This window comes from Ureibacillus aquaedulcis, assembly GCF_030418165.1.
Lineage (GTDB): Bacteria > Bacillota > Bacilli > Bacillales_A > Planococcaceae > Ureibacillus > Ureibacillus aquaedulcis.
The window spans coordinates 51014-72212 of record NZ_JAUHTQ010000015.1 but is presented as its reverse complement, the minus strand read 5'-3'; the positions used below and the strand labels follow the sequence as shown (position 1 = coordinate 72212).

Annotated in this window: 21 protein-coding genes and 1 riboswitch; of the genes, 17 read left to right on the top strand and 4 right to left on the bottom strand. The window is 39.6% G+C overall.

The window, feature by feature from the left end:
• The first annotated feature begins 17 nt into the window (after positions 1-17).
• The 13 genes from QYB95_RS19260 to QYB95_RS16005 all read left to right on the top strand — a co-directional run bounded on the left by QYB95_RS19260 (position 18) and on the right by QYB95_RS16005 (position 15762).
• Positions 18-650 (top strand): glutathione S-transferase family protein, encoded by a 633-nt coding sequence (locus QYB95_RS19260; protein ID WP_345783726.1) that lies wholly within the window; start codon positions 18-20, stop codon positions 648-650.
• A 1-nt stretch (position 651) separates the two neighbouring features.
• Positions 652-927: a glutathione S-transferase C-terminal domain-containing protein gene (locus QYB95_RS19255; RefSeq protein ID WP_345783727.1), complete on the top strand. Its 276-nt coding sequence runs from the start codon at positions 652-654 to the stop codon at positions 925-927.
• A gap of 124 nt (positions 928-1051) precedes the next feature.
• Positions 1052-1555: a GNAT family N-acetyltransferase gene (locus tag QYB95_RS16055; protein WP_301139388.1), complete on the top strand. Its 504-nt coding sequence runs from the start codon at positions 1052-1054 to the stop codon at positions 1553-1555.
• A gap of 84 nt (positions 1556-1639) precedes the next feature.
• Positions 1640-1879: a hypothetical protein gene (locus QYB95_RS16050; protein WP_301139387.1), complete on the top strand. Its 240-nt coding sequence runs from the start codon at positions 1640-1642 to the stop codon at positions 1877-1879.
• A 412-nt stretch (positions 1880-2291) separates the two neighbouring features.
• A complete protein-coding gene (locus tag QYB95_RS16045; RefSeq protein WP_301139386.1) occupies positions 2292-3440 on the top strand; it encodes an acyl-CoA dehydrogenase family protein in 1149 nt (382 codons plus the stop codon).
• Positions 3441-3475: 35 nt separating this feature from the next.
• Positions 3476-4981 carry a class I adenylate-forming enzyme family protein gene (locus tag QYB95_RS16040; protein WP_301139385.1) on the top strand — a complete coding sequence of 502 codons (1506 nt, stop codon included), beginning with the start codon at positions 3476-3478 and terminating at the stop codon, positions 4979-4981.
• 19 nt (positions 4982-5000) lie between these two features.
• Positions 5001-6182, top strand: a complete 1182-nt coding sequence (locus QYB95_RS16035; RefSeq protein ID WP_301139384.1) for an acetyl-CoA C-acetyltransferase — start codon at positions 5001-5003, stop codon at positions 6180-6182.
• Between the two features lie 370 nt (positions 6183-6552).
• Positions 6553-7773 (top strand): carboxylate--amine ligase, encoded by a 1221-nt coding sequence (locus QYB95_RS16030; RefSeq protein WP_301139383.1) that lies wholly within the window; start codon positions 6553-6555, stop codon positions 7771-7773.
• On the top strand, positions 7770-8480 hold the full coding sequence (cuyB, locus tag QYB95_RS16025) for a cysteate racemase (RefSeq protein WP_301139382.1): 711 nt from the start codon (positions 7770-7772) through the stop codon (positions 8478-8480). Before QYB95_RS16030 ends, cuyB begins: the two co-directional genes overlap by 4 nt.
• Positions 8481-8984: 504 nt before the next feature.
• On the top strand, positions 8985-10133 hold the full coding sequence (locus QYB95_RS16020) for a DEAD/DEAH box helicase (RefSeq protein WP_301139381.1): 1149 nt from the start codon (positions 8985-8987) through the stop codon (positions 10131-10133).
• 1 nt (position 10134) lies between these two features.
• On the top strand, positions 10135-11364 hold the full coding sequence (locus QYB95_RS16015; RefSeq protein ID WP_301139380.1) for an aminopeptidase: 1230 nt from the start codon (positions 10135-10137) through the stop codon (positions 11362-11364).
• Positions 11365-11515: 151 nt separating this feature from the next.
• Complete coding sequence (locus tag QYB95_RS16010) at positions 11516-12688, top strand: exonuclease SbcCD subunit D (RefSeq protein WP_301139379.1); 1173 nt, start codon at positions 11516-11518, stop codon at positions 12686-12688.
• A complete protein-coding gene (locus QYB95_RS16005; RefSeq protein WP_301139378.1) occupies positions 12685-15762 on the top strand; it encodes an AAA family ATPase in 3078 nt (1025 codons plus the stop codon). The genes QYB95_RS16010 and QYB95_RS16005 overlap by 4 nt, the downstream gene beginning before the upstream one ends.
• Positions 15763-15778: 16 nt before the next feature.
• Here the strand turns inward: QYB95_RS16005 and QYB95_RS16000 are convergent, their stop codons facing one another.
• Both QYB95_RS16000 and QYB95_RS15995 read right to left on the bottom strand, forming a co-directional pair.
• The gene (locus QYB95_RS16000; protein WP_301139377.1) at positions 15779-15907 is read right to left on the bottom strand and encodes a hypothetical protein; all 129 of its coding nucleotides are present in this window, start codon (positions 15905-15907) and stop codon (positions 15779-15781) included.
• Between the two features lie 58 nt (positions 15908-15965).
• Positions 15966-16295 (bottom strand): magnetosome magnetite crystal formation protein family, encoded by a 330-nt coding sequence (locus QYB95_RS15995; protein ID WP_301139376.1) that lies wholly within the window; start codon positions 16293-16295, stop codon positions 15966-15968.
• Positions 16296-16428: 133 nt separating this feature from the next.
• Positions 16429-16536, top strand: a riboswitch (TPP riboswitch).
• A 134-nt stretch (positions 16537-16670) separates the two neighbouring features.
• Here QYB95_RS15995 and thiT point away from each other — a divergent pair.
• A complete protein-coding gene (gene thiT / locus QYB95_RS15990) occupies positions 16671-17228 on the top strand; it encodes an energy-coupled thiamine transporter ThiT (RefSeq protein ID WP_301139375.1) in 558 nt (185 codons plus the stop codon).
• A 455-nt stretch (positions 17229-17683) separates the two neighbouring features.
• On the opposite strand, the gene QYB95_RS15985 is transcribed toward thiT, so the two are convergent.
• Positions 17684-17887, bottom strand: coding sequence for a hypothetical protein (locus QYB95_RS15985; RefSeq protein ID WP_301139374.1), 204 nt, complete (start codon positions 17885-17887; stop codon positions 17684-17686).
• A gap of 182 nt (positions 17888-18069) precedes the next feature.
• On the opposite strand from QYB95_RS15985, the gene map reads away from it, so the two are divergent.
• Complete coding sequence (map, locus tag QYB95_RS15980; protein WP_301139373.1) at positions 18070-18822, top strand: type I methionyl aminopeptidase; 753 nt, start codon at positions 18070-18072, stop codon at positions 18820-18822.
• 56 nt (positions 18823-18878) lie between these two features.
• Here the strand turns inward: map and QYB95_RS15975 are convergent, their stop codons facing one another.
• Entirely contained in the window at positions 18879-19610 is a 732-nt protein-coding gene (locus QYB95_RS15975) for a hypothetical protein (RefSeq protein WP_301139372.1), read from the bottom strand.
• Positions 19611-19722: 112 nt separating this feature from the next.
• Between QYB95_RS15975 and QYB95_RS15970 the strand changes: the two genes are divergently transcribed.
• The gene (locus QYB95_RS15970) at positions 19723-20463 is read left to right on the top strand and encodes a polyphosphate kinase 2 family protein (protein ID WP_301139371.1); all 741 of its coding nucleotides are present in this window, start codon (positions 19723-19725) and stop codon (positions 20461-20463) included.
• Positions 20464-20577: 114 nt separating this feature from the next.
• The gene (locus QYB95_RS15965; protein WP_301139410.1) at positions 20578-21174 is read left to right on the top strand and encodes a GNAT family N-acetyltransferase; all 597 of its coding nucleotides are present in this window, start codon (positions 20578-20580) and stop codon (positions 21172-21174) included.
• Positions 21175-21199 lie beyond the last annotated feature (25 nt).

Genomic DNA, 21199 nt, shown 5'->3' with positions numbered 1-21199 from the left:
TGAAAGATGACTACTAAATGGAAAAAGGTAACAAAAAAGAAACACCGTTAGAAGTTTACAAAAGCGGTAAGTTTAATCGTCAAAAAAATCGCTTCACAACCCCCTTTGGAAACAACCCAGGGGAATTACCTGTTGAAGCGGGGCGTTACCGATTATTATGGTCTCCTGTATGTCCTTGGGCTCATCGCTCTGTTATTGTTCGTAGAATACTTGGATTAGAAGAGGCTATTAGCTTGGGGACAGCTAGTCCAATGCGTCCTAAAATCCCACGTGTTGACTGGGAGTTTTCACTAGATGAGGGAAATGAAGACCCTATATTAGAAGTTCAATATATTAGCGAAGTGTATTTGAATGCAGAGCCCAGCTATGAAGGGCGTCCAACAGTTCCTGCAATGGTAGATGTGAAAGCAAAGAAGGTTGTAAATAACGATTACTTGCGATTGACAAATTATTTTGAAACAGTGTGGTCCCCGTTTCATAAAGAAAATGCACCAACTCTATATCCAGAACATTTGCGTGAGGAAATTGATGAGCTAAATGATATTATTTTTCATGAAATAAATAATGGAGTATATAAATGTGGGTTTGCACGCTCCCAAGAAGCTTACGAAGAGGCCTATGATACATTGTTCAATCAACTAACTAGATGAGCTGGAGAGCCGTTTAGCAGCTAGTCGGTTCTTATTTGGTGATTACATTACGGATTCAGATGTGCGACTCTATGCCACACTAGTGCGATTTGATGTAGCATATTATTCTGCCTTTAAGGAAAATCGGAATCGGATTGTTGATTTCCCAAATCTATGGAACTATTTAAGAGATTTATATCAAACACCAGGATTTGGTGATACAACAGACTTCAATGCCATAAAAATTCATTATCATTTATCAAATCACATCGCTAGTGATGATCAAAAAAGTGTTTAAATATGTTACCAAAAGGTCCTGATTTTATCGGGTATTCATTCGCCACATCATCGTGAAGCAATCAGTGGAAAAAAGGAGAAGTTCCTTATTGAATAGGATAAATCCAAATATAAAGGAGAAGGAAATGATAATTAGGGATGCAATAGAGGGAGAATTTCAACAGATTAAAGAATTACGATTACAGTCTTATAAAGAGCACGCTAGAAAAATTCCAGAAGCACATTGGGAAGCATTAAAGCAATCTATCCTTTCAGATGAAGAAACACAAGAAGGAGTAGAACGGATTATAGCTGATATTGATGGTCAAATTGTTGGGACAGTAGTGTTGTTTTCTCCGGAAATTGAAGCTTATAAAGGTCTAGTAGAGAGACAATTGAGCCATCCGGAACTAAGAATGTTAGCAGTTTCTCCAAAGGCCAGAGGTAAAGGTGTAGCAAAAGCGTTGGTTCAGCAATGTATTGATCGTTCGAAGGAAAAAGGATACAAAGCAATGGGATTACATACAGCAGATTATATGGAATCAGCAGTGAAATTATATACAGATATGGGTTTCAAACGAAAACCGGATTATGATTTTGTTCCATTGGATGATGGAATTGTCGTAAAGGCGTTTAGCATAGAGTTTTAAGTGAATCGTGACTATGATCGATTTTTAAAGTTAAGAATAATTTAACAATAGATTCACATACTGAAGGAAAGGAGTATGTGAACGATGAATAAAGATCAAAATTCATTTCTAGAATCAAAAAAAGAATTTGCAGACTTACCGGCTAAGGAAAAACCAGATATGGTGGACTCAGATTCCATAAGTCTGTTCGATTTACATGAGGATATGCAAACCGTTGACGCGATTCCGGTGGCAGAATTAAATAAACGTGTAAAAGCTGAGGATGACGAACTGATTACAGAAGTATTCAGAAAAGAATCTCCTGATGAAAAAAGACATAATTAGGCGAATGCCAAATATAATGATAATGCTATTCAGGTTTTAAAACTTGGGTAGCTTTTTTTATTGCAGGTAGAAGAGATTTTATTTTACGCTGTCGGGGACTATCAAAGAAGAAATACGATGTTAACAGTCCGTGAGTAGGGTTCTAAGGGACTATTGAAGATGAATGTGATGTGTAATAGTCAGTGGGAAGGGCCCTCGTGAACTATTAACAAGAAATTTAAATAATAACGGAGAAATTGGCCATATTCCGTGTGTTGTTTGTTATGGGACTTTCTTGTTTATTCTACTTTGCGCGAAAATTATTCTCTAAAAAACACTGAAATACAACCTTTGATGATTGAAAATTCCAGTAGCGATTGTTAAAATTTACTTATATTTTCGGAAAATTCTAAGTTCTGAAAGGGGGATTGCTATGTTAGGTGACATCTTTACGGAAGAACATGAAATGTTTCGAAGCGCACTGCGCAAAATGCTGGAAAAGGATGCTTATCCTTTCTTTGATGAATGGGAACTACATAAAGAAGTACCAAGGTCTTTTTGGAGGAAGCTGGGGGAACACGGATTTCTATGTCCAATGGTAAGCGAGGCCTATGGTGGGTTGGGGCTTGATTTTGGTTACTCTATGATCCTGGCAGAAGAATTGGAACGTGTCGGGGCTGGACCGGCAAGTGGGATCGTTCTGCATTCTGATATTGTTGTCCCGTATATCGAGGGATATGGGACTGAAGAACAAAAGATGAAGTGGCTACCCAAAAGTGTGAGTGGTGAATATATATCTGCCATCGCGATGACGGAGCCAGGAGCTGGGTCTGATTTGGCAGGTATTCGGACTACGGCGCGTAGAGAAGGAAATTACTATATTTTAAACGGGGAGAAAACCTTCATTACCAACGGCATTAATGCGGATTATGTAGTCGTTGTTTGCAAAACAGATCCAAAAGCAAATCCAACACACAGAGGAATTAGTTTGATCGTAGTCGAGAATGGTACACCAGGATTTAAAAGAGGTAAAAAACTAAATAAAATTGGGATGCATTCGTCGGATACGGGCGAACTGATTTTTGAAGATGCGAAAGTGCCGGTCTCGAATCTGCTCGGTGAAGAAGGGAAAGGCTTTTATTATTTAATGGATAAATTGCAGCAGGAACGGTTGCTGGTGGCTATTGAGGTTCAAATTGAAGCGGAAGAAATGTTCCGCCTAACTAGAGAATATGTGAAAACTAGAAAAGCATTCAATCAAACCATTGCAGACTTCCAGAGTACACAATTTAAATTAGCAGAGATGGCCACTGAAATTGATATCGGCAGAAATTATATAAACAATCTCGTAGTAAAGCATATTGACGGCCAAGAAATCGTAAAAGAAGTATCAATGGCGAAATGGTGGATTAGTGAAATGGCTAAACGGGTTGCCGCAGACTGCCTTCAGCTTCATGGGGGATATGGCTATATGGAAGAATACGAGATTGCTAGACGTTTCAGGGATATTCCTGTAGCGGCAATTTACGCAGGAACGACGGAAATCATGAAGGGGATTATTGCCAAAGAGATTCTAAGGTAGAGGGGATTAAGTTTGTTCACTTAAAAATAAGGGGGATGACTATGTTTATATTAAATGTTTTGGAGCAGCATGCAACGAATACACCCGACGCACTGGCGGTTGCTTTTGAAGAGAATGAGTGGACATATAAAGATCTTTATGAGAATGCCCAGAAAATTGCCGGATACCTACAGCAGGAAGGATATCAAAAAGGGGATATTGTTGCGCAGTTTATGTTGAACTCCGATTTGTTTATGGCTGTTTATTATGGCGTACAATTGGCGGGACTTACAATTATGCCGGTAAACACAAAGCTTGCCCCGCCTGAAGTAGAATATATATTTTCGCATTCGGAGGCAAAGGTGTTATTCCTTGATGAAAGAATTGAACAAACGGTTGCTGATTCTTCACACAGCTTCAAAGAAAAAATCAATGTTGCTAAAATTCGCGAAATCCTGAAAGCGGATAAAAATGAAATTTACCCAATTGCATTGAATCCTGATGATACTGCAGTCGTCATGTATACTTCAGGTACGACAGGAAAACCAAAAGGAGTGCAGTTATCCAATAGAAACGTTTATGAGACGGCGGAAATTTGGTCCGAATCTATGAAAATGACAAACCAGGACCGCATGTACATTTGTACGCCCCTCTTCCATTGTGCTGGAAGCCACGTATTTGCGGTGCCAACCATGTACCAAGGTGGCTCAATCATTATTGAAGAAGCATTTTCACCTGAACGTACATTAAAAAAATTAGTTGATACAAAAGCAACTATTTTCTTTGGGGTTCCAGCAATGTACACGATTCTACTAAATAAACCTGAGCTTGAAACTACTAACTTTGAGCATTTAAGATTGTTCGTTTATGGCGCGTCACCAATGCCTTACGAATTAGTGAAACGTTTAAAGGACACGTTCCCAAAAGTAAAAGTTCAAAATTGCTATGGACAGACGGAGAATACACCTGCTGCTTCTTCTTTAACAGACAAAGATGCACTCACGAAGATTGGATCGGTAGGAAAACCATTAGCTCGAACTGATATCAAATTGGTCGATGCCTTAGGAGAGGAAGTACCTCTCGGGGAAGTCGGGGAAATTTGCGTAAAAGGTCCTCAAGTGATGAAGGGGTATTTACGAAATCCAGAAGAAACTTCGAGGACTATCCAGGATGGATGGTTATATTCGGGAGATCTAGGCCGTTTTGATGATGAGGGATTTTTATATATCGTTGATCGAAAGAAAGACATGATCATAAGGGGCGGCGAAAATATATATCCGATAGAAATTGAGGAAGTATTATATAGAATCCCGCAAGTTTTGGAGGCCGCTGTTGTTGGGATTCCACATGAAGTATATGGAGAAGTGCCGAAAGCTTTTGTTGTAGTTAAAGGGGAACAATCCCTGACTGCCGAAGAAGTGGTGACATATTGTGGAACACAGTTAGCCAACTATAAGATTCCAATGGAAATAGAATTCTTGGAAGAGCTTCCGCGCAATGCATCCGGTAAAGTCCTAAAACATACATTAAAACCTAAAGCAAGTGAAACAGCACAAGGCTAATATATAAAGGGGAATGGATATGGGAAATGTTTATATTATAGACGGAGCACGAACTGCTTTTACAGCCTTTGGCGGCTCTTTTGCCGCTGTAGATGCAGTGGAGCTTGGTACACAAACAGCAATAGAAGCATTAAAAAGAGCGGATGTACGGCCTGAACAGGTCGATCATGTTGTATACGGCGGAGTGATTGCATCGAATGTAAATGCAGCCTATTTAGCACGCCATATCGGATTGAAAGCCGGTGTTCCAAAGGAAGTGCCTGCTTTAACGCTAAATCGACTATGCGGTTCCGGATTGCAATCGATTGTCACAGCAGCTCAACAAATTTTACTAGAAGAAGCGAACATCGTGTTGGCAGGCGGCGCTGAAAATATGTCGCAATCCCCATACTCCAATTTTGAACAACGCTTTAATGGACCGAAAATGGGGAATCTGCAATTCGTTGATATGTTGCAAGCTACCTTAACCGATCAATATACGGGTTCAGGGATGGGAATGACTGCGGAGAAATTAGCGGAACTATATGAAATTTCCCGTGAAGAACAAGATGAGTTTGCAGTGTTATCCCATCAAAGAGCTGCACTGGCAAGGGCAGCTGGGTACTTTAGTGAAGAAATTGTCCCTTTGGCGCTAAAAACACGAAAAGGCGAAAAGATAATTGATGCGGATGAACATATAAAGGAAGCCACTAGTGTCGATAGTTTATCGGAACTTCGACCGGCATTTAAAAAAGATGGATCTGTGACTGCCGGAAATGCATCTGGGATTAATGATGGCGCTGCTTCAGTGGTGGTTGCTGGCCAAAAAGCTGTAAATGAAAATAATTTGAAGCCAATCGCAAGAATTGTCTCATGGGGAGTTGCCGGGGTTGACCCAACTATTATGGGAATTGGCCCTGTTCCTGCGATTAAACAAGCATTGCAAAAAGCCAATTTAACGATGGATGATATGGATTTAATAGAAGTGAATGAAGCCTTTGCAGCCCAGTATTTAGCTGTGGAAAAAGAGCTGGGGCTAAAACGCGAAATTACAAATGTTAACGGCGGGGCGATTGCATTAGGACATCCTGTGGGTGCAAGCGGCACAAGAATCGCATTGGCAAGCTGCTATGAATTAAAACGCCGTGGCGGAAAGTATGCCGTAGTTAGTCTATGTATAGGTGGAGGGCAAGGCATCGCCATGGTAATTGAATCGGTTTAATGGTTATTAGACTTAGAAGTTTAGAATGGAACTTCTAGGTCTTTTTTTGCGTATAAATTAAGTGCAACAAGAAGAACTGGCCTTAAACGGGGAAGGACGTAAACAGATTTAATATAGTTTCCAATAAACTTGTTTTATTAGTATAAAATCCTAATTATGAGATGTGGAACTTTTCATTCTTTACAGAAATATTAAGAAGAGATTTTTAAGTTGCAGATGGATATTAACATCTAAGTAAAATGTGTTAAACTATCATTTAGACTAATAAAAATAACATAATTTGTTCTTTAATAAATATGAGTGCACAAAAAACACTTTGTGTACATTTGATCTCTAAAATACTATAACGATTAAAGTGAGCTGAAAGATAATGGAACAACCATTTTTACCGATATTATTAGGTTCTGATATGAACGCGTATGGCATGGCACGTGCATTTTATGAGGCATACGGCTTAAAACCGCTTATACTAGGGCGTTCCCATCTAACGGCGACGCAAGATAGCCGCATCCTACACTTCCAGGCAATCGCAAATTTGAACCAACAGGAAGTTTTTGTTCCTGCCCTGGAAAAAATCGCAAAGCAATATCCAGATAAAAAATTATTGCTGCTAGCTTGCGGCGATGATTATGCAAAGCTAATTATTAAAAATAAACAGGAACTTGAGAAATACTTTACAGTTCCATATATCGATGAATCCTTAATGGATCAAATCTTATTAAAAGAAAACTTCTATAAAATGTGTGAAAAATACAACTTCAAATATCCGGGTACCACAACGGTTACAGCAGAAAATCATCATGAGTTCACGCCGCCATTCGAGTATCCCATTATTTTAAAGGCGTCCAATTCAGTCGCTTACTGGGCTTGCAGTTTCCCTGGTAAAAAGAAAGTGTTTGTAGCACATGATGAAGCCGAGAAAACAGCTATCCTGAAAGCTATTTATTCATCAAGCTATCAAGATACAATGATCGTACAGGAATTTATCCCGGGTGATGATTCTTATATGCGTGTGCTGAATGCCTATGTCGGGAAAGACGGCAAAGTGAAATTAATGTGTCTGGGTAATCCAATTCTGGAGGAACATTCACCGGATGGAATTGGCAGTTACGCGGCAATCATCACAACCTACGATGAAAAGCTGATGGATAAAGTACGCCATTTCCTTGAGGATATTGGCTACACAGGTTTTGCGAACTTTGATATGAAGTACGATGCCCGTGATGGCGAATACAAGTTATTTGAAATCAATCTCCGCAATGGCCGTTCCAGTTATTTCGTTACTGCCGCCGGTTACAACCTAATGAAATACGTAGCGGATGATCGTATGTTAAACATTAAGCAAGAGCTGACATATGCGAATAATAAGCATCTATGGATGATTATTCCTAAAGGTGTTCTATTTAAATATGCTTCTAACGAGAAAATGAAAATTGAAGCAAAAAGCTTAATCCGCCAAGGAAAATGGACAAACTCTTTATTCTATAAAGAGGACATGAATTTAAAACGTTGGGTTAAAATAACCTTAAATAATTTAAACTATTATCGTAAGTATAAAAAATATTTTAATAAAAAAGGTTTGGAAGAATGAGAAAAACATTAGGTATTATCGGTGGGGTCGGTCCGTTGGCAACAATGTTCATCGGCGAAATGATTGTCCGCCGAACGAGTGCCACCAAAGATCAGGAGCATGTGCATACAATCATAGATAACGATACTTCAATTCCGGATCGTACAGCGTATATTCTAGACCAAACAAAGGAAAACCCAGTCCCTTACTTAATAAAAGATGCAGCAAAATTAGCAAATGCCGGTGCGGATTTGATATGTATTCCTTGTAATACAGCGCATACTTTTTACGAAGAATTACAATCAGCCTCTCCTGTCCCTGTGATTCATATGATTCGCGAGACGGCGAAAAGGGCTGCTTCTATTGGGGCAAAACGTGTTGGGATTCTGGCAACAGATGGTACGCTTGCTTCAGGCGTTTACCAACAGGCATTGATTGAACAAGACATTGAACCGGTCGTTCCGGATATGGCAATTCAACAGCAAGTGATGTCAGTCATTTATGATTACGTGAAAGCCGGAAAGGAAGTTACCGTACAACAATGGAATGTCATAGAGCAAGCCATGCTTCAGCTGGACTGCGACAAAATTATTCTGGGCTGTACGGAGCTTTCGATTGTAAATAAAGATTTAAAATTAGAACGCCATTATATTGATTCGCTATTGATATTGGCCGAAAGTGCCATCATTGCATGCGGCTACGAATTAAATAATCCAATAAGAGTCTAAGCCTGCCTTTTTTAAGGCGGGTTTTTTATTGTTTAGAAACAATTGGGATATTAGGTATTACTCATAAAGATTCTAATTTATTATTTTTAATGTGAGCGGTCTAAGCACACAAGCCGCAGAGCCAATTTATTGTCTCTACGACTTGTCTATGAGGCCAACACGACGTTGGTCATGCTGCCATTGCCACACGATGTGGCGCTTTTGGCAGCGGCTTATGTAAAGGCCCGCTCACGAAAGTGTCTCCTTCTTAAACTTCGGGATTATTTGCGCAGCTTACATAGTAGGCTGCGATTTCTAAGTAGAACAACTTTCTTCATGTAAATTTTAGCGGTAGCTTCTAAAAATAATATAATGAATCATGTTATTGAGAACACATTAATTCCCAATTGTGTCTTAAAGCGTACAAAATACTTCACACAGAATAGAAAAATCATTCCAAAGTCGGGTAAACTAATCAATATATGGTACACTAAACGCAAGTAAATAAAGGTAGGTAAACTAATCATGACCGTAATAGATTTATTAAACGAAACATTACAAAGCAAATGGAACTATGAAAAAACGATGAAGGTTCAGGACGAAATGATCCCAGCCATGCTCGACGGGAAAGACATTGTGGCAGAATCTCCTACTGGATCAGGGAAAACATTGGCATATGTACTGCCGATACTAAATAAAGTAGATGGTAGCAAAAAACAGACACAGGCCCTGATCGTAGCACCTTCTCAAGAGTTGGCGATGCAAATAGTTGAAGTGATTCGCGAGTGGACGGCTGGTTCGGACATAACAGTACAACAACTAATTGGCGGAGCGAACTCGGCCCGTCAAATCGAAAAACTAAAGAAAAAACCAACAATTGTAGTTGGAACACCAGGACGTTTAAACGAACTAGCAAGAGCCAATAAGTTAAAGCTAAAAGAAATACAAATCGTCGTTCTGGATGAATGCGACCAACTACTAAGCCGCGAATATCGTGTAACCGTTAAATCCTTTATCGAGGGGGCTGCTTATGGAAGACAAGTGGTGGTTGTTTCTGCAACGATTACGGAAGAAATCAAACTAGTTGCAAGCCGCTTGATGTTTGAACCGATTCATATCGCGATTAAGCCGGAAGATATGGTTCAAGTAGGCAGGGTAGAACATTCATTTATTAAGGTTGATGAGCGTGATAAAACGGAGATGCTTCGTCGACTCTCCAATATCGAAGGCCTTCAGGGATTGGCATTCGTAAATAATATCGACCAAGTACTTATGAAAGAAACGAAATTAAAATACCGTGATGCAAAGGTTGTAACGCTGCATTCCGAGATGAAAAAAGAAGAGCGTAAAAAAGCATTGGATGCATTCAGAAAAGGGGAAGCTCGCATTCTAATTGCCACAGATATTGCTGCTCGTGGATTGGATATTGGAGGTTTGACACATGTAATTCATGTGGACGTCCCACGAACGATTGAACAATATACACACCGTTCAGGCCGTACCGGACGTGCCGGTGCAGATGGTGAAGTGCTGACTTTGCTTTCATACAAAGATGAAAAAGACTATAAGAAGCTGACACGTGAAATGAAAGTCAAGGCGGTTCAAAAAGTATGGAATAAAGGCAGTATAGTGGAAGGGAACTCAAAAACCGTTACACAAAAGAGAGGGAATTAGGATGACTTTTGAGGAGAAATTAGAGCAGTATGCCGAATTAGCTGTAAAAGTTGGCGTAAACATTCAAAAGGGGCAGTATTTACTGATTAATACTACTACGGACACACTAGAATTTACGCGTATTGTAGTGAAGAAAGCTTATGAAGCGGGAGCAGGCAGAGTTCAAGTAAACCTGACGGATCCAGAGATTACACGATCTTTTTATGAACTTGGTGATGAGGAAGAATTCAGTAAGTTTCCCAAATGGACTGTTGCCCAAAGACATGAACTAATTGAACGAAAAGGGGCACTGTTATGGATAGATGCAGAGGATCCAGACCTTTTGGCCGGGATTCCATCTTCCCGTATTTCAGCCCAAGAAAAAGCATCCGGTACAGCGTTGGTTCGCTATCGCAAGGCCATTATGAATGATGAAATCGCGTGGTCGATCATTGCTGTTCCATCAAAAAAATGGGCTGCAAAAGTGTTCTCGGATTTACCTGAGTCTGAGCAAATGCCTGCTTTATGGGAGGCGATTTTCAAAACAGTCCGCATAGGCGAAGGGGAAGCCGTTAGTAACTGGCAACAACATATTGAGACATTGCATGACCGTGCTGGCCAACTTAACAATATGAAACTTGCGAAGCTGCATTACAAAGCACCTGGAACGGACTTGACAATCGAGCTTCCCAAAAAACATTTATGGATCTCTGGTAGCAGCAAGACACCACAGGGTACAACTTTCATTGCCAATATGCCGACGGAAGAAGTGTTTACTTTGCCTGCCAAGTACGGGGTGAATGGCGTTGTAAGTAATACAAAACCTTTAGCATATCAAGGAAATATTATCGATAATTTCTCCTTAACTTTTGAAAAGGGTAGAATCGTGGAAGCCCGTGCTGAAGTAGGCAATGAGTTGCTGCAGGAATTAATCACGCAAGATGAAGGATCATCCTACTTAGGGGAAGTGGCTCTTGTTCCACACAGGTCGCCAATTTCCCAATCAGGAGTCCTATATTACAATACGCTATTTGATGAAAACGCATCAAACCATCTAGCAATAGGTGAAGCGTACCCAACTTGCTTTGAAGGCGGTCAAGATCTTGAAGAAGGCCAACTGGAATCACTTGGCATAAACGTATCCATCACACATGTCGACTTTATGGTCGGCAGTGACGAAATGGACATCGACGGAATCTTGCCGGACGGAACAGTGCAGCCAATCTTCCGAAAAGGCAATTGGGCATTTTAATGGTGGCTCAACATAAAGCTGTGTAAGTAACCAAAAATTACACTTCAAATAAGACTGATTTTTGCGAATGCCTGTTCGTAGAAGTCGGTCTTTTTTTTTCGAAAGATGGTATAATGGAAAAAATCATTTTCAAATGGAGGACTGAGTGTAATTGAAACTATTTCATACCGCTGATTGGCATTTAGGGAAGCTTGTACAAGGTGTATATATGACGGACGACCAACGCTATGTATTGGAGCAATTTTTGCAAGCCATTGACGAAGAACAACCAGATGCTGTAATTATTGCCGGCGACTTATATGACCGTGCACTTCCTCCAGTCGAAGCCGTTGATTTATTGGACGAGATACTAGCCGAGATTGTATTGAAACGAAAAGTGCCTGTGCTAAGTATCGCAGGAAATCATGATAGCCCTACCCGACTTCAATTTGGCCGTAAATTGATGAAAGAAACGGGCTTGCACATCGCTGGAGATATTAAGGATCTAGAGCCTATTATTCTAAAGGATGAATTCGGGGAAGTGCATTTTCATTTGGTACCTTTTACAGAACCATCTACAGTGAAAAGTGTATATGGGGACGACACTATTAGTACACACGATGATGCGATGAAAAAAATCGTAGAAAAAATTGAAGAAAAAATGGACAAGTCCAAGCGTCATGTTTTTGTTGGACATGCTTTTGTAACGCCATATGGAGAAAAAGCAGACAATACAAGTGACTCGGAGCGTCCCTTAGCGATAGGGGGATCTGAATGTGTGAGTGCGGAGTATTTTAATTTATTCCATTACACTGCTCTTGGCCATTTACATAAGGCGCATTATGTCATGAACGAAACAATCCGTTATTCTGGCTCACCTCTAAAATATTCTTCTTCGGAAGCAAATCATGAAAAGGGTTATTTAATTGTGGAACTGGACAAGTGCGGACAAGCTTCAATTGAAAAACGCAAATTTACTCCAAGACGCGATTTACGAATTGTCGAAGGGACGATTCAAGAAATACTGAGAAAAACTGTAAGCGAAGATTATGTTTTTGTTCGACTAACTGACTTAACGCCGGTAATCGGGGCAATGGAACAAATTCGAACAGTCTATCCAAATGCGATGCATGTTGAACGTAAGGCAATTCCTCGAGAATCGTTTGAAGGGGAAGCGGAGGTAATTCGAAGAGAGCAAATGGATGACTTCAGCTTATTCAAGGCTTTTCATAAGGAAATCTCGGGGCAGGAGCCAGGTGAGATTGCTCAGCAACTATTTGAAGAAGTTTTGCAGGAAATGCTAAGCGAGGAACGTGAAACTACGAAGGAGGTGGTAGCAAAGTGAAGCCGATTAAACTTACAATGAAGGCATTCGGGCCGTATAAAAATGTAGAAGTAATTGATTTCAATGAGCTAAAAGACAACCGATTATTTGTGATTTCAGGTTCAACCGGAGCGGGAAAAACGACAATCTTTGATGGGATTTCCTTTGCTCTATATGGTTTCGGCAGTGGACAAGACCGGAAAGAAACAAAAACGCTAAGAAGCGACTTTGCGGAAGATACGGTTCATACAGCGGTGGAATTAGTGTTCGAAATCCATGGAAGGACCTACCGTGTTCTACGCCAGCTTTCCCATGTGAAGGAAGGGCGAAAAACAGCTACAGGGGAAAAATACGAGCTGTTTGAAATTCAAGTAGATGGTCAGGAAGCAGCAATAGTCGAAAGACAAAGAGTAACCGATATCAATCAAAAAATAGAAGAACTTATTGGATTATCTTATGATCAATTCAATCAAATTGTCATGCTGCCGCAAGGTGAATTTCGCAAGCTGCTGACTTCCCAGTCCGATAACAAAGAAGAAATTTTGCGCAAGATTTTTAAAACAAACCGATATGGCGAAATGGCTCAAAAGCTAGAGGAAAAGAAACGCAAGGCAGAGATGGAATTAGATCGGGCACGTACATTGAAAAATAGCTATATTTCTCAAATCGAAGGGGCCCTGCCAAAAAGGGATTCGTTCCTATTTGCCGTGCTTGCGCAAGAATCCAATGTTTATCAGATTCAGGATGCACTAGATGAAGAAGTGAAATTTTATAGAGAAAAAATTAAAGAAGATAGAAAACACTATGAAGAAGCAAGAATAAAACATGATGATCAATACAATCGTTTCATTCAAGATAAAGCCATTAATGACCGAATCGATAATTATCAACAAAGAAAGCAAAAGCTTCAAGAGCTGGAACAGCAAAAGCCTACTTATGAGCAGATGAAAAGTGACTATGAAGCAGCCATCCGAGCAAGTAAGATTCAGCCTTTAAATCAACAATGCCATGCCCTGCACAAAGAAAAGGTGGACAAGCAAAACCATCTGGAAAATGCAACTCAAAGGCTGGAACTGGCCAAAAATGATCTGGCAGAAGCAACTAGAGTGTTTGAGATTGAGAGTTCTAAACAAATAGAGCGTGAGCAAGCTTCACAACAGCTAAATGATCTTCAAAAATTATTGCCCCGCTATGAACAAATTGAATTATTGAGCAAAAAAGTTGAATCGCTAAAGATAGCAGAGAAAGAAGCTCATAATGCGCTAGCCAATATTGAAAAGCAGCTTAATGGGGAAAAAGAGAAAGTTGATCAGCTTCACCAACTTATCGAACAGCTCGAAGAAAAGAAGGGAAACTTCAATGAATATCTAGAGCAGCAAACGAAGTTGAAACAAATCATAAATCTTTTCTCACTTTATAATCAGTTAAAGCATGAGCTGCAGGGCTTGCAGATGAATGTAAATACTTCTGAGAAGGAATACCAGTCTGCTAAACAATTGTACGACCTTGAAGAAGGAAAATGGCTAACAAATCAGGCTTCCATCCTGGCGTCCAGCTTAGTTCCAGGAGCACCTTGTCCGGTATGCGGAAGTACAGAACACAAACAGATTACCAGTGAGCATACTGTGAGCGTTGATGAAACAACAATCAAGAATCTTAAGGCACGTTTGGCTGAGGCTGAGCAAAAAAAATATAGAGCTGAAGCCAAAATGAGTGCACATGCAGCACAGGTAACACAATGTGAACAAGAACTAGAGAAATTTAGTGCACCTCTTGAAAAAGAACAGGAAATTACTGGGCAATATAACGAGTTAAACTTGAAAATTGAGCAAATAAAAAAAGATGACGCAAAGCTTGTGGCCTATAAAAAGAATTTAAAACAATTGAAATCCATGCTTGAACAACTGGAGTCTGAACAAAAACAGCTTGTGGACAAGCACTATCATATGAAAGAACAACTTTTAAGAGAAAGTACGGTTTTAACCGAGCAACAAAAAGAAATTCCAAGCAACCTACAGCATATATCACAATTACACAAGGCAATTGCCGATGCAGAAAAACATAAGCTTGCGTTATTTACTCAATGGGAAAAAGTCCAGAAACACTTACACGATGTTGAAAAATATGTTGCTGCAACGGAAGAGGCAGTAAACCAAACAACGAAACAAATCGAGCATCTAGAAGAAAAGCTGGTATTAGCGAAAGAAGAATTTAAACGGTCGATGGCAGAAGCTGGTTTTGAAAGCTATAGGCATTTCGAGTCTTCTCTTCGTGATGATTTCCAAATCACTCATCTGCAAAATCAATATATGGAGTTTTCGAAAGTTCTTCATACGATTACCGCTCAAGTACAGCAAGAGAGTGAAGAGTTGGAGGGCAAGGAAAAAGTAGATTTAAGCCTTATGGAAGAGGGGTTAAATACTTTAAAATTCGAATATGAAAATGCACTTCAAATAATGAATCGCACCCTGCAATACGAAAGCCAGGCCATTGATTTCTCCGAGAAATTGGACCAAGTAGCGGATAAAATCTACCAGCTTGAGGAGATTTCCAGTCAAATCATAGATTTACACAATTTATTGCGCGGGCAAAATAGCAAAAAAATCTCCTTTGAACGCTATGTACAAATGGGATATTTGGAGCAAATTACGGAAGCAGCCAATATTCGATTGAAGAATCTATCAAATGGACAATATTATTTACAATGCTCGGATAGACAAGAATCACATGGACGCCAAAGCGGTTTAAGCCTGGATGTCTATGACACATACACAGGACAGTCACGAGATGTAAAATCCCTATCTGGCGGGGAGAAATTTAACGCTTCCCTATGCCTAGCTTTAGGAATGGCGGATGTCATTCAAAGCTTCCAAGGGAATGTGAAAATCGATACGATGTTTATCGATGAAGGTTTTGGTTCGTTGGATGAAGAATCACTTATGAAAGCAATTGATACACTGATCGACCTGCAGAAATCAGGACGAATGATAGGCGTCATTTCTCACGTATCCGAGTTGAAGGCGGCCATTCCTGCTATTTTACAGGTAGAAAAATTAAAAGAAGGGTATAGTCAAACATCCATCCTTCTGAAGTAAAAAAACGGCGGAGACATTAATAGTCTCTGCCGTTTACTTTAAAGCCCGACCTAGTGGTTTTTTTGTTTGCCATAAACTTCTTCACGATGGGATAGACAATTGGTGCCACTTTAATAACTGTTCGAACGACTTTTCCTAAGTTCATAGATATGCACTCCTTCACATTATGAAACCTTATCAAGTATATACCCATCATTACACCTTTAAAAACCTACCCGATAGATTCGATAGGCTTGTATGATATTCCAGATAATAATCCCGATGGTAACCAGAAAGTAGATTCCCATCAGAACAAACATAAGGATTACATAACCGCTCATATTATTATAGTCTAATGTCAACATACCTATAAATCCGAAAATTGCCAACAGAATCGAAAGGGCAGTTGGGATTGAATGGGATACAAAGGCTCGTCTTGCATGATATTTCACTTCTTTATCCTTAATGACAAAATAAACAATCAGGGGCAATAAAAACGGTGCGAACAATAGACTTGCATAACAAAGAGCCGAAATAATTTTATGATTTTCCATGAATTCACCTCGTAGTATGGCAATAGGTTATATGGAAGTGATTGACAAGAAAAAGGATTCGTATTCATATTCTTGTTGAAAAGTACATATAGTTTGATACAATTAGGTATGTTCTAACAATGAAATAAAATGTATTTACCACAAGGGGAGCTGATGAAGTCAGCTGAGATTGTGCACTTGTTGCACTAACTCTATGAACCTGTAAGTTAGTACTTGCGTAGGGATGTGGATAGAAACCGACTCCAATTGGCGTTTAGGCTCTGTCCTGGCGTCATTTTTTATTTGGAAAAATGAGTGTCTGGGCAATATGCACTAACAGTGTTTTCTATTCCTTCTCTTAGGTTCTAATTCGGATTAAGAGAGAGGAGATTTGTTATGAACAATAAAAAATTATTAATGCTCGTTGAAATTGCGATTTTTGCCGGGCTTGGTGTGGTGTTGGACAAACTATCCTTTGCGCTTTGGGCGCAAGGCGGATCAATCAGCTTTGTCATGTTGCCGATCCTGATCATTGCAGTTCGCTGGGGAATGCTGGCGGGTATTACAACAGGATTCTTAATTGGTGGTTTGCAAATGCTTTTCGGTGCCTATATCTTGCATTGGGCCCAAGCGTTACTCGATTATGTAGTCGCATTTTCGGTTGTCGGATTGGCCGGTGTTTTCAGAAAGCAAATTTTACAAGCAGCCAATGAAGTGAATAAGAAAAGCATTGTTCGTTATATTGTATTAGGGATAGTACTGGGCGGTTTATTGCGCTACGCGGCCCATTCACTTGCCGGAGTCGTCTTCTTTAGTGAATACGCAGGGGACCAAAACGTATGGGTCTACACATTAATCTATAACGGATCCTATATGATTCCAGCCATCATCCTGACAGCAATTGCCGGCTCTTTACTATTCACGGCAGCACCAAGACTTTTAAAAACGAAATAAATAAAGTTAAAGACGACCTAAGAGCCTTAGGGTCGTCTTTTTTAAATTGTCGAGGCGGGGAAAACGCATTGTGAGGTGTAAGTAGGAGTGAGATGCGTTTCATAAGTAAGATGAAACGCATTGTGAAGTGAAAATAGGAGTGAGACGCGTTATATAAGTGGGATGAAACGTATTGTGAAGTGAAAATAGGAGTGAGACGCGTTATATAAGAGAGATGAAACGCATTGTGAAGTGAAAATAGGAGTGAGACGCGTTATATAAGTGAGATGAAACGCATTGTGAAGTGAAAATAGGAGTGAGACGCGTTATATAAGTGAGATGAAACGCATTGTGAAGTGAAAATAGTAGTGAGACGTGTTTTAGAAGAGGGATGAAACGCATTGTGAAATGAAAAGAGGAGTGAGACGCGTTATATAAGTGGGATGAAACGCATTGTGAAGTGAAAATAGGAGTATTTAAATCCAGAAAGGTATCAAAACTAGAACACGCAGCCTACTATGTAAGCTGCGTAAAATCTCCGAAATCTTTAGAACTGCAAATTGTTGTGAGCGGACCTTGACATAAGCCGCTGCCAAAAGCGCCACATCGTGTGGCAATGGCAGCATGACCAACATCGTGTTGGCCTCATAGACAAGACGTTTGACAATAAGTTGGCTCATGCTACTTATATGCTATGTCCGCTTACCAAAACTACACCTAATTAGAATCCTTATTAGGAAAACCCATTTAGTTAGAAATAAATTCGAAACAAACAACCCTACACCAAGATTACAAGCCCAATAATTTGTTATGGTTGTGGTATATTATATAAAGATATGTAAATAGGAAGAAGGAACATTCAATGATTGTACAAACAAAAGAAGAGTTAGAAGCGTTAAAAAAGATTGGCCGTATCTGTGCCGAAATTCGTGAGGCCATGAAAGCTGCAACAAAACCAGGAATCACAACGAAAGAATTGGATGAAATTGGTGGCCGTATGTTCGCCGAATCGGGAGCAATTTCAGGACCTAAAGGCGAGTATGATTTTCCGGGATACACTTGCATTAGTGTAAACCATGAAGTAGCCCACGGCATCCCTGGTTCCCGTGTCATTAACGAAGGTGATATCGTGAATATCGATGTATCGGGTTCATTGGACGGATATTTTGCGGATACAGGAATTTCTTTTGTTGTGGGAGATGGACATCCTGAAAAAGAAAAGCTATGCACAGTCGCAAAATCTGCTTTTGACCGTGCGATGACAAAAGTTAAGGCAGGTTCGAAGTTAAACCAAATTGGTAAAGCGGTAGAACGTGAAGCAAGAGATAATGGGTTAACGGTGATCATGAATTTAACGGGTCATGGGGTTGGTCGTGCACTTCATGAAAAACCAGACCACGTTTTAAATTACTTCGATGCTTGGGAGCCAACGATTTTGAAAGAAGGAATGGTGCTGGCCGTAGAACCGTTTATATCCGAAAAAGCGGAGCATATTGTCGAAGCTGGTGATGGATGGACATTTATCACACCAGACCAATCGCTCGTTGCACAAATCGAACATACAGTTGTCGTAACAAAAGACAAACCAATCATCCTTACGCAACTTGAAGATTAAAAAAGAATCCTGCCACTTGAATTCAGATCAAGTGGACAGGATTCTTTTTATGTCCTCTAATTTGAGGGATGATAAGCCTTTTTAATCAAGAACACACCTACAACCATCACGCCGGCCAAGAATAGGGCAGCCGTCGTCACTAACAGTTCATCAAATCCGTTCTGTACGGCAATACCAACATAACACCAGATAAAAACGATTGGGAAAGCGGTATCAAAATGATGGTACCTCAGATGAAGGGCAATGGCCGTCCCGAAGGTCATGACAATTACTGCCCAAAGAGCATTGCTAATTCCAAAGCCTGACCATTGATAATCTACTAGAAGATAGCAGCATTCCAAGATAAATAAAAAAGTGGTCCAGCCAAAGAAAATAGCAATGGGCATTCTTAATTTGAAGAATTCCTTTTTCAATGGATATGAAAAATAAAGTCCAAATAAAGCAACAACTTGCAGCAATAATGTCACTGTGGATAAAACGGCATAATTTTTGTGCCAGCTCCAAAGAGAGGCAATCAGAAGAACCACTACTACCATGAACAATATTGTCTGTAAATTTGTTATAAAGAGATTAGTCCGACGTATCTTGATATAGTTATAAATCCAAAGGAAAAGAAATATGAAAATAATAATCCATATGTAGTAAACATAATTTGCTGGTGCTAATAATAATGGCAATCGATTGATGATATCAATTGTTGAATGGCCATTAAATTGTAGCCAAAATGCGTTGATTGTATAGAGTGCGGCTACAATGACCGAAATAAATAATAAAATTAAGCGACTCATCCATTCCTCCCCCTTCTATAAAATTATATACATTAACAAAGCTTTGAACAACATTTTCCAATAACATACAACTTCTTGTATAATAAGAATAAAGAGTAATAGGGGTGTTCGTATGCAAAAAATGGAAAATCTCGATTTAGCTATAACAATGGATAAAAAAGAGTATAAAAAAGAACTAGAAAAGCTCCAATATGAAATGTTGAACATTCAGCAATATCTATATAAAAATAAAATTGGCTTAATCATTGCCTTCGAAGGCATGGATGCTGCCGGTAAAGGGGGCGCCATTAAAAGATTAACCCAAACACTGGATCCGCGTGGCTTTCTCGTTCATCCAATTTCAGCGCCTCAAGCCCATGAAAAGAGATACCATTATCTGCATCGATTCTGGAGAAAACTGCCGCAATATGGCCAAATAGGGATATTTGACCGTTCTTGGTACGGCAGAGTATTAGTAGAGAGAGTTGAGGGGTTTGCTAAACCCGATGAGTGGGTAAGAGCCTACAATGAGATAAATACATTTGAAAAATTGCTGACGGACGATCGATATCTAGTGATAAAGTTCTGGCTTCATGTGGATAAAGATGAACAGTTGGCCCGTTTTAATGAACGTCAAACAAATCCGATGAAGGCATGGAAATTAACGAATGAAGACTGGCGTAATCGGGAAAAGTTTGATGACTATGTAGTGTGTGCCAATGAAATGTTTGAAAAAACGAATACAATAAACGCACCCTGGATACTGGTTCCAGGAAATAATAAGCATTATGCTCGCATAAAAGTATTAAGAGAAACCATCCAACATGTAAAGCAAGCAGCTGAGCAAAGAGGATTAGCGATTCCAAATTTATAAAATAAAAGCACGGTTAAATAAATACAGCTTGAATAAAGAACTAGATTATGTGCAAAATAATGGAAAAGTATAAGCTTCAAGAAACTTCAGGAAAGGCTTTAGGGTGCTTTTATGATGGTGAAAAAGTTTTTGAATTTATTACATAAAAAGGGTGATAAGTTGGTAAAGATTGAGGGGGATCGCTTATTATTACGCACCTTTGTAGAATCCGATGCCAGAAGCTTAGCTGAGCTCATGAGAAGAAATAAATATTTCTGGTCCATACATGAGCCGCTGCACGAAGAGGAATTTTACACAGAAGAAGCACAATTTAAAAAAATATTGGAGAGTATTCATCTACTGCGTGCAAACCGTGAATATTCGTTTGGTATTTATCCTAAAGGAAGCAATGTGTTAATTGGCCATATTTCATTGTATGCGATTAAAAGATTACCCTATAATAGTGCCTTTATCGGCTATTCGATTGATGAAAAGTATACACGCAAGGGGATTGCAACAGAGGCAGTAAAAGAAGTTATTCAATTTGCATTCCGCACTGTAAAATTGCACCGCATTGAAGCATATGTATCACCGAAAAATGGAGGTTCCATCAAGGTGCTGGAAAATGCCCATTTTGTTCGTGAGGGTTTATTGAGGGAGCTTTTATATATCAATGGAAGTTGGGAAGATCATTATCTCTATTCTTTACTCCGCGATGATCTGCGAAATTAAAAGGGACTATCCTATAAAAATGCTA

Coding starts and splice junctions, on each gene's coding strand:
- QYB95_RS19260 (WP_345783726.1), top strand. CDS start 18: ATGGAAAAAGGTAACAAAAAAGAAACACCGTTAGAAGTTTACAAAAGC.
- QYB95_RS16055 (WP_301139388.1), top strand. CDS start 1,052: ATGATAATTAGGGATGCAATAGAGGGAGAATTTCAACAGATTAAAGAA.
- QYB95_RS16050 (WP_301139387.1), top strand. CDS start 1,640: ATGAATAAAGATCAAAATTCATTTCTAGAATCAAAAAAAGAATTTGCA.
- QYB95_RS16045 (WP_301139386.1), top strand. CDS start 2,292: ATGTTAGGTGACATCTTTACGGAAGAACATGAAATGTTTCGAAGCGCA.
- QYB95_RS16040 (WP_301139385.1), top strand. CDS start 3,476: ATGACTATGTTTATATTAAATGTTTTGGAGCAGCATGCAACGAATACA.
- QYB95_RS16035 (WP_301139384.1), top strand. CDS start 5,001: ATGGGAAATGTTTATATTATAGACGGAGCACGAACTGCTTTTACAGCC.
- QYB95_RS16030 (WP_301139383.1), top strand. CDS start 6,553: ATGGAACAACCATTTTTACCGATATTATTAGGTTCTGATATGAACGCG.
- cuyB (WP_301139382.1), top strand. CDS start 7,770: ATGAGAAAAACATTAGGTATTATCGGTGGGGTCGGTCCGTTGGCAACA.
- QYB95_RS16020 (WP_301139381.1), top strand. CDS start 8,985: ATGACCGTAATAGATTTATTAAACGAAACATTACAAAGCAAATGGAAC.
- QYB95_RS16015 (WP_301139380.1), top strand. CDS start 10,135: ATGACTTTTGAGGAGAAATTAGAGCAGTATGCCGAATTAGCTGTAAAA.
- QYB95_RS16000 (WP_301139377.1), bottom strand. CDS start 15,907: ATGAACTTAGGAAAAGTCGTTCGAACAGTTATTAAAGTGGCACCAATT.
- QYB95_RS15995 (WP_301139376.1), bottom strand. CDS start 16,295: ATGGAAAATCATAAAATTATTTCGGCTCTTTGTTATGCAAGTCTATTG.
- thiT (WP_301139375.1), top strand. CDS start 16,671: ATGAACAATAAAAAATTATTAATGCTCGTTGAAATTGCGATTTTTGCC.
- QYB95_RS15985 (WP_301139374.1), bottom strand. CDS start 17,887: ATGAGCCAACTTATTGTCAAACGTCTTGTCTATGAGGCCAACACGATG.
- map (WP_301139373.1), top strand. CDS start 18,070: ATGATTGTACAAACAAAAGAAGAGTTAGAAGCGTTAAAAAAGATTGGC.
- QYB95_RS15975 (WP_301139372.1), bottom strand. CDS start 19,610: ATGAGTCGCTTAATTTTATTATTTATTTCGGTCATTGTAGCCGCACTC.
- QYB95_RS15970 (WP_301139371.1), top strand. CDS start 19,723: ATGCAAAAAATGGAAAATCTCGATTTAGCTATAACAATGGATAAAAAA.
- QYB95_RS15965 (WP_301139410.1), top strand. CDS start 20,578: ATGGTGAAAAAGTTTTTGAATTTATTACATAAAAAGGGTGATAAGTTG.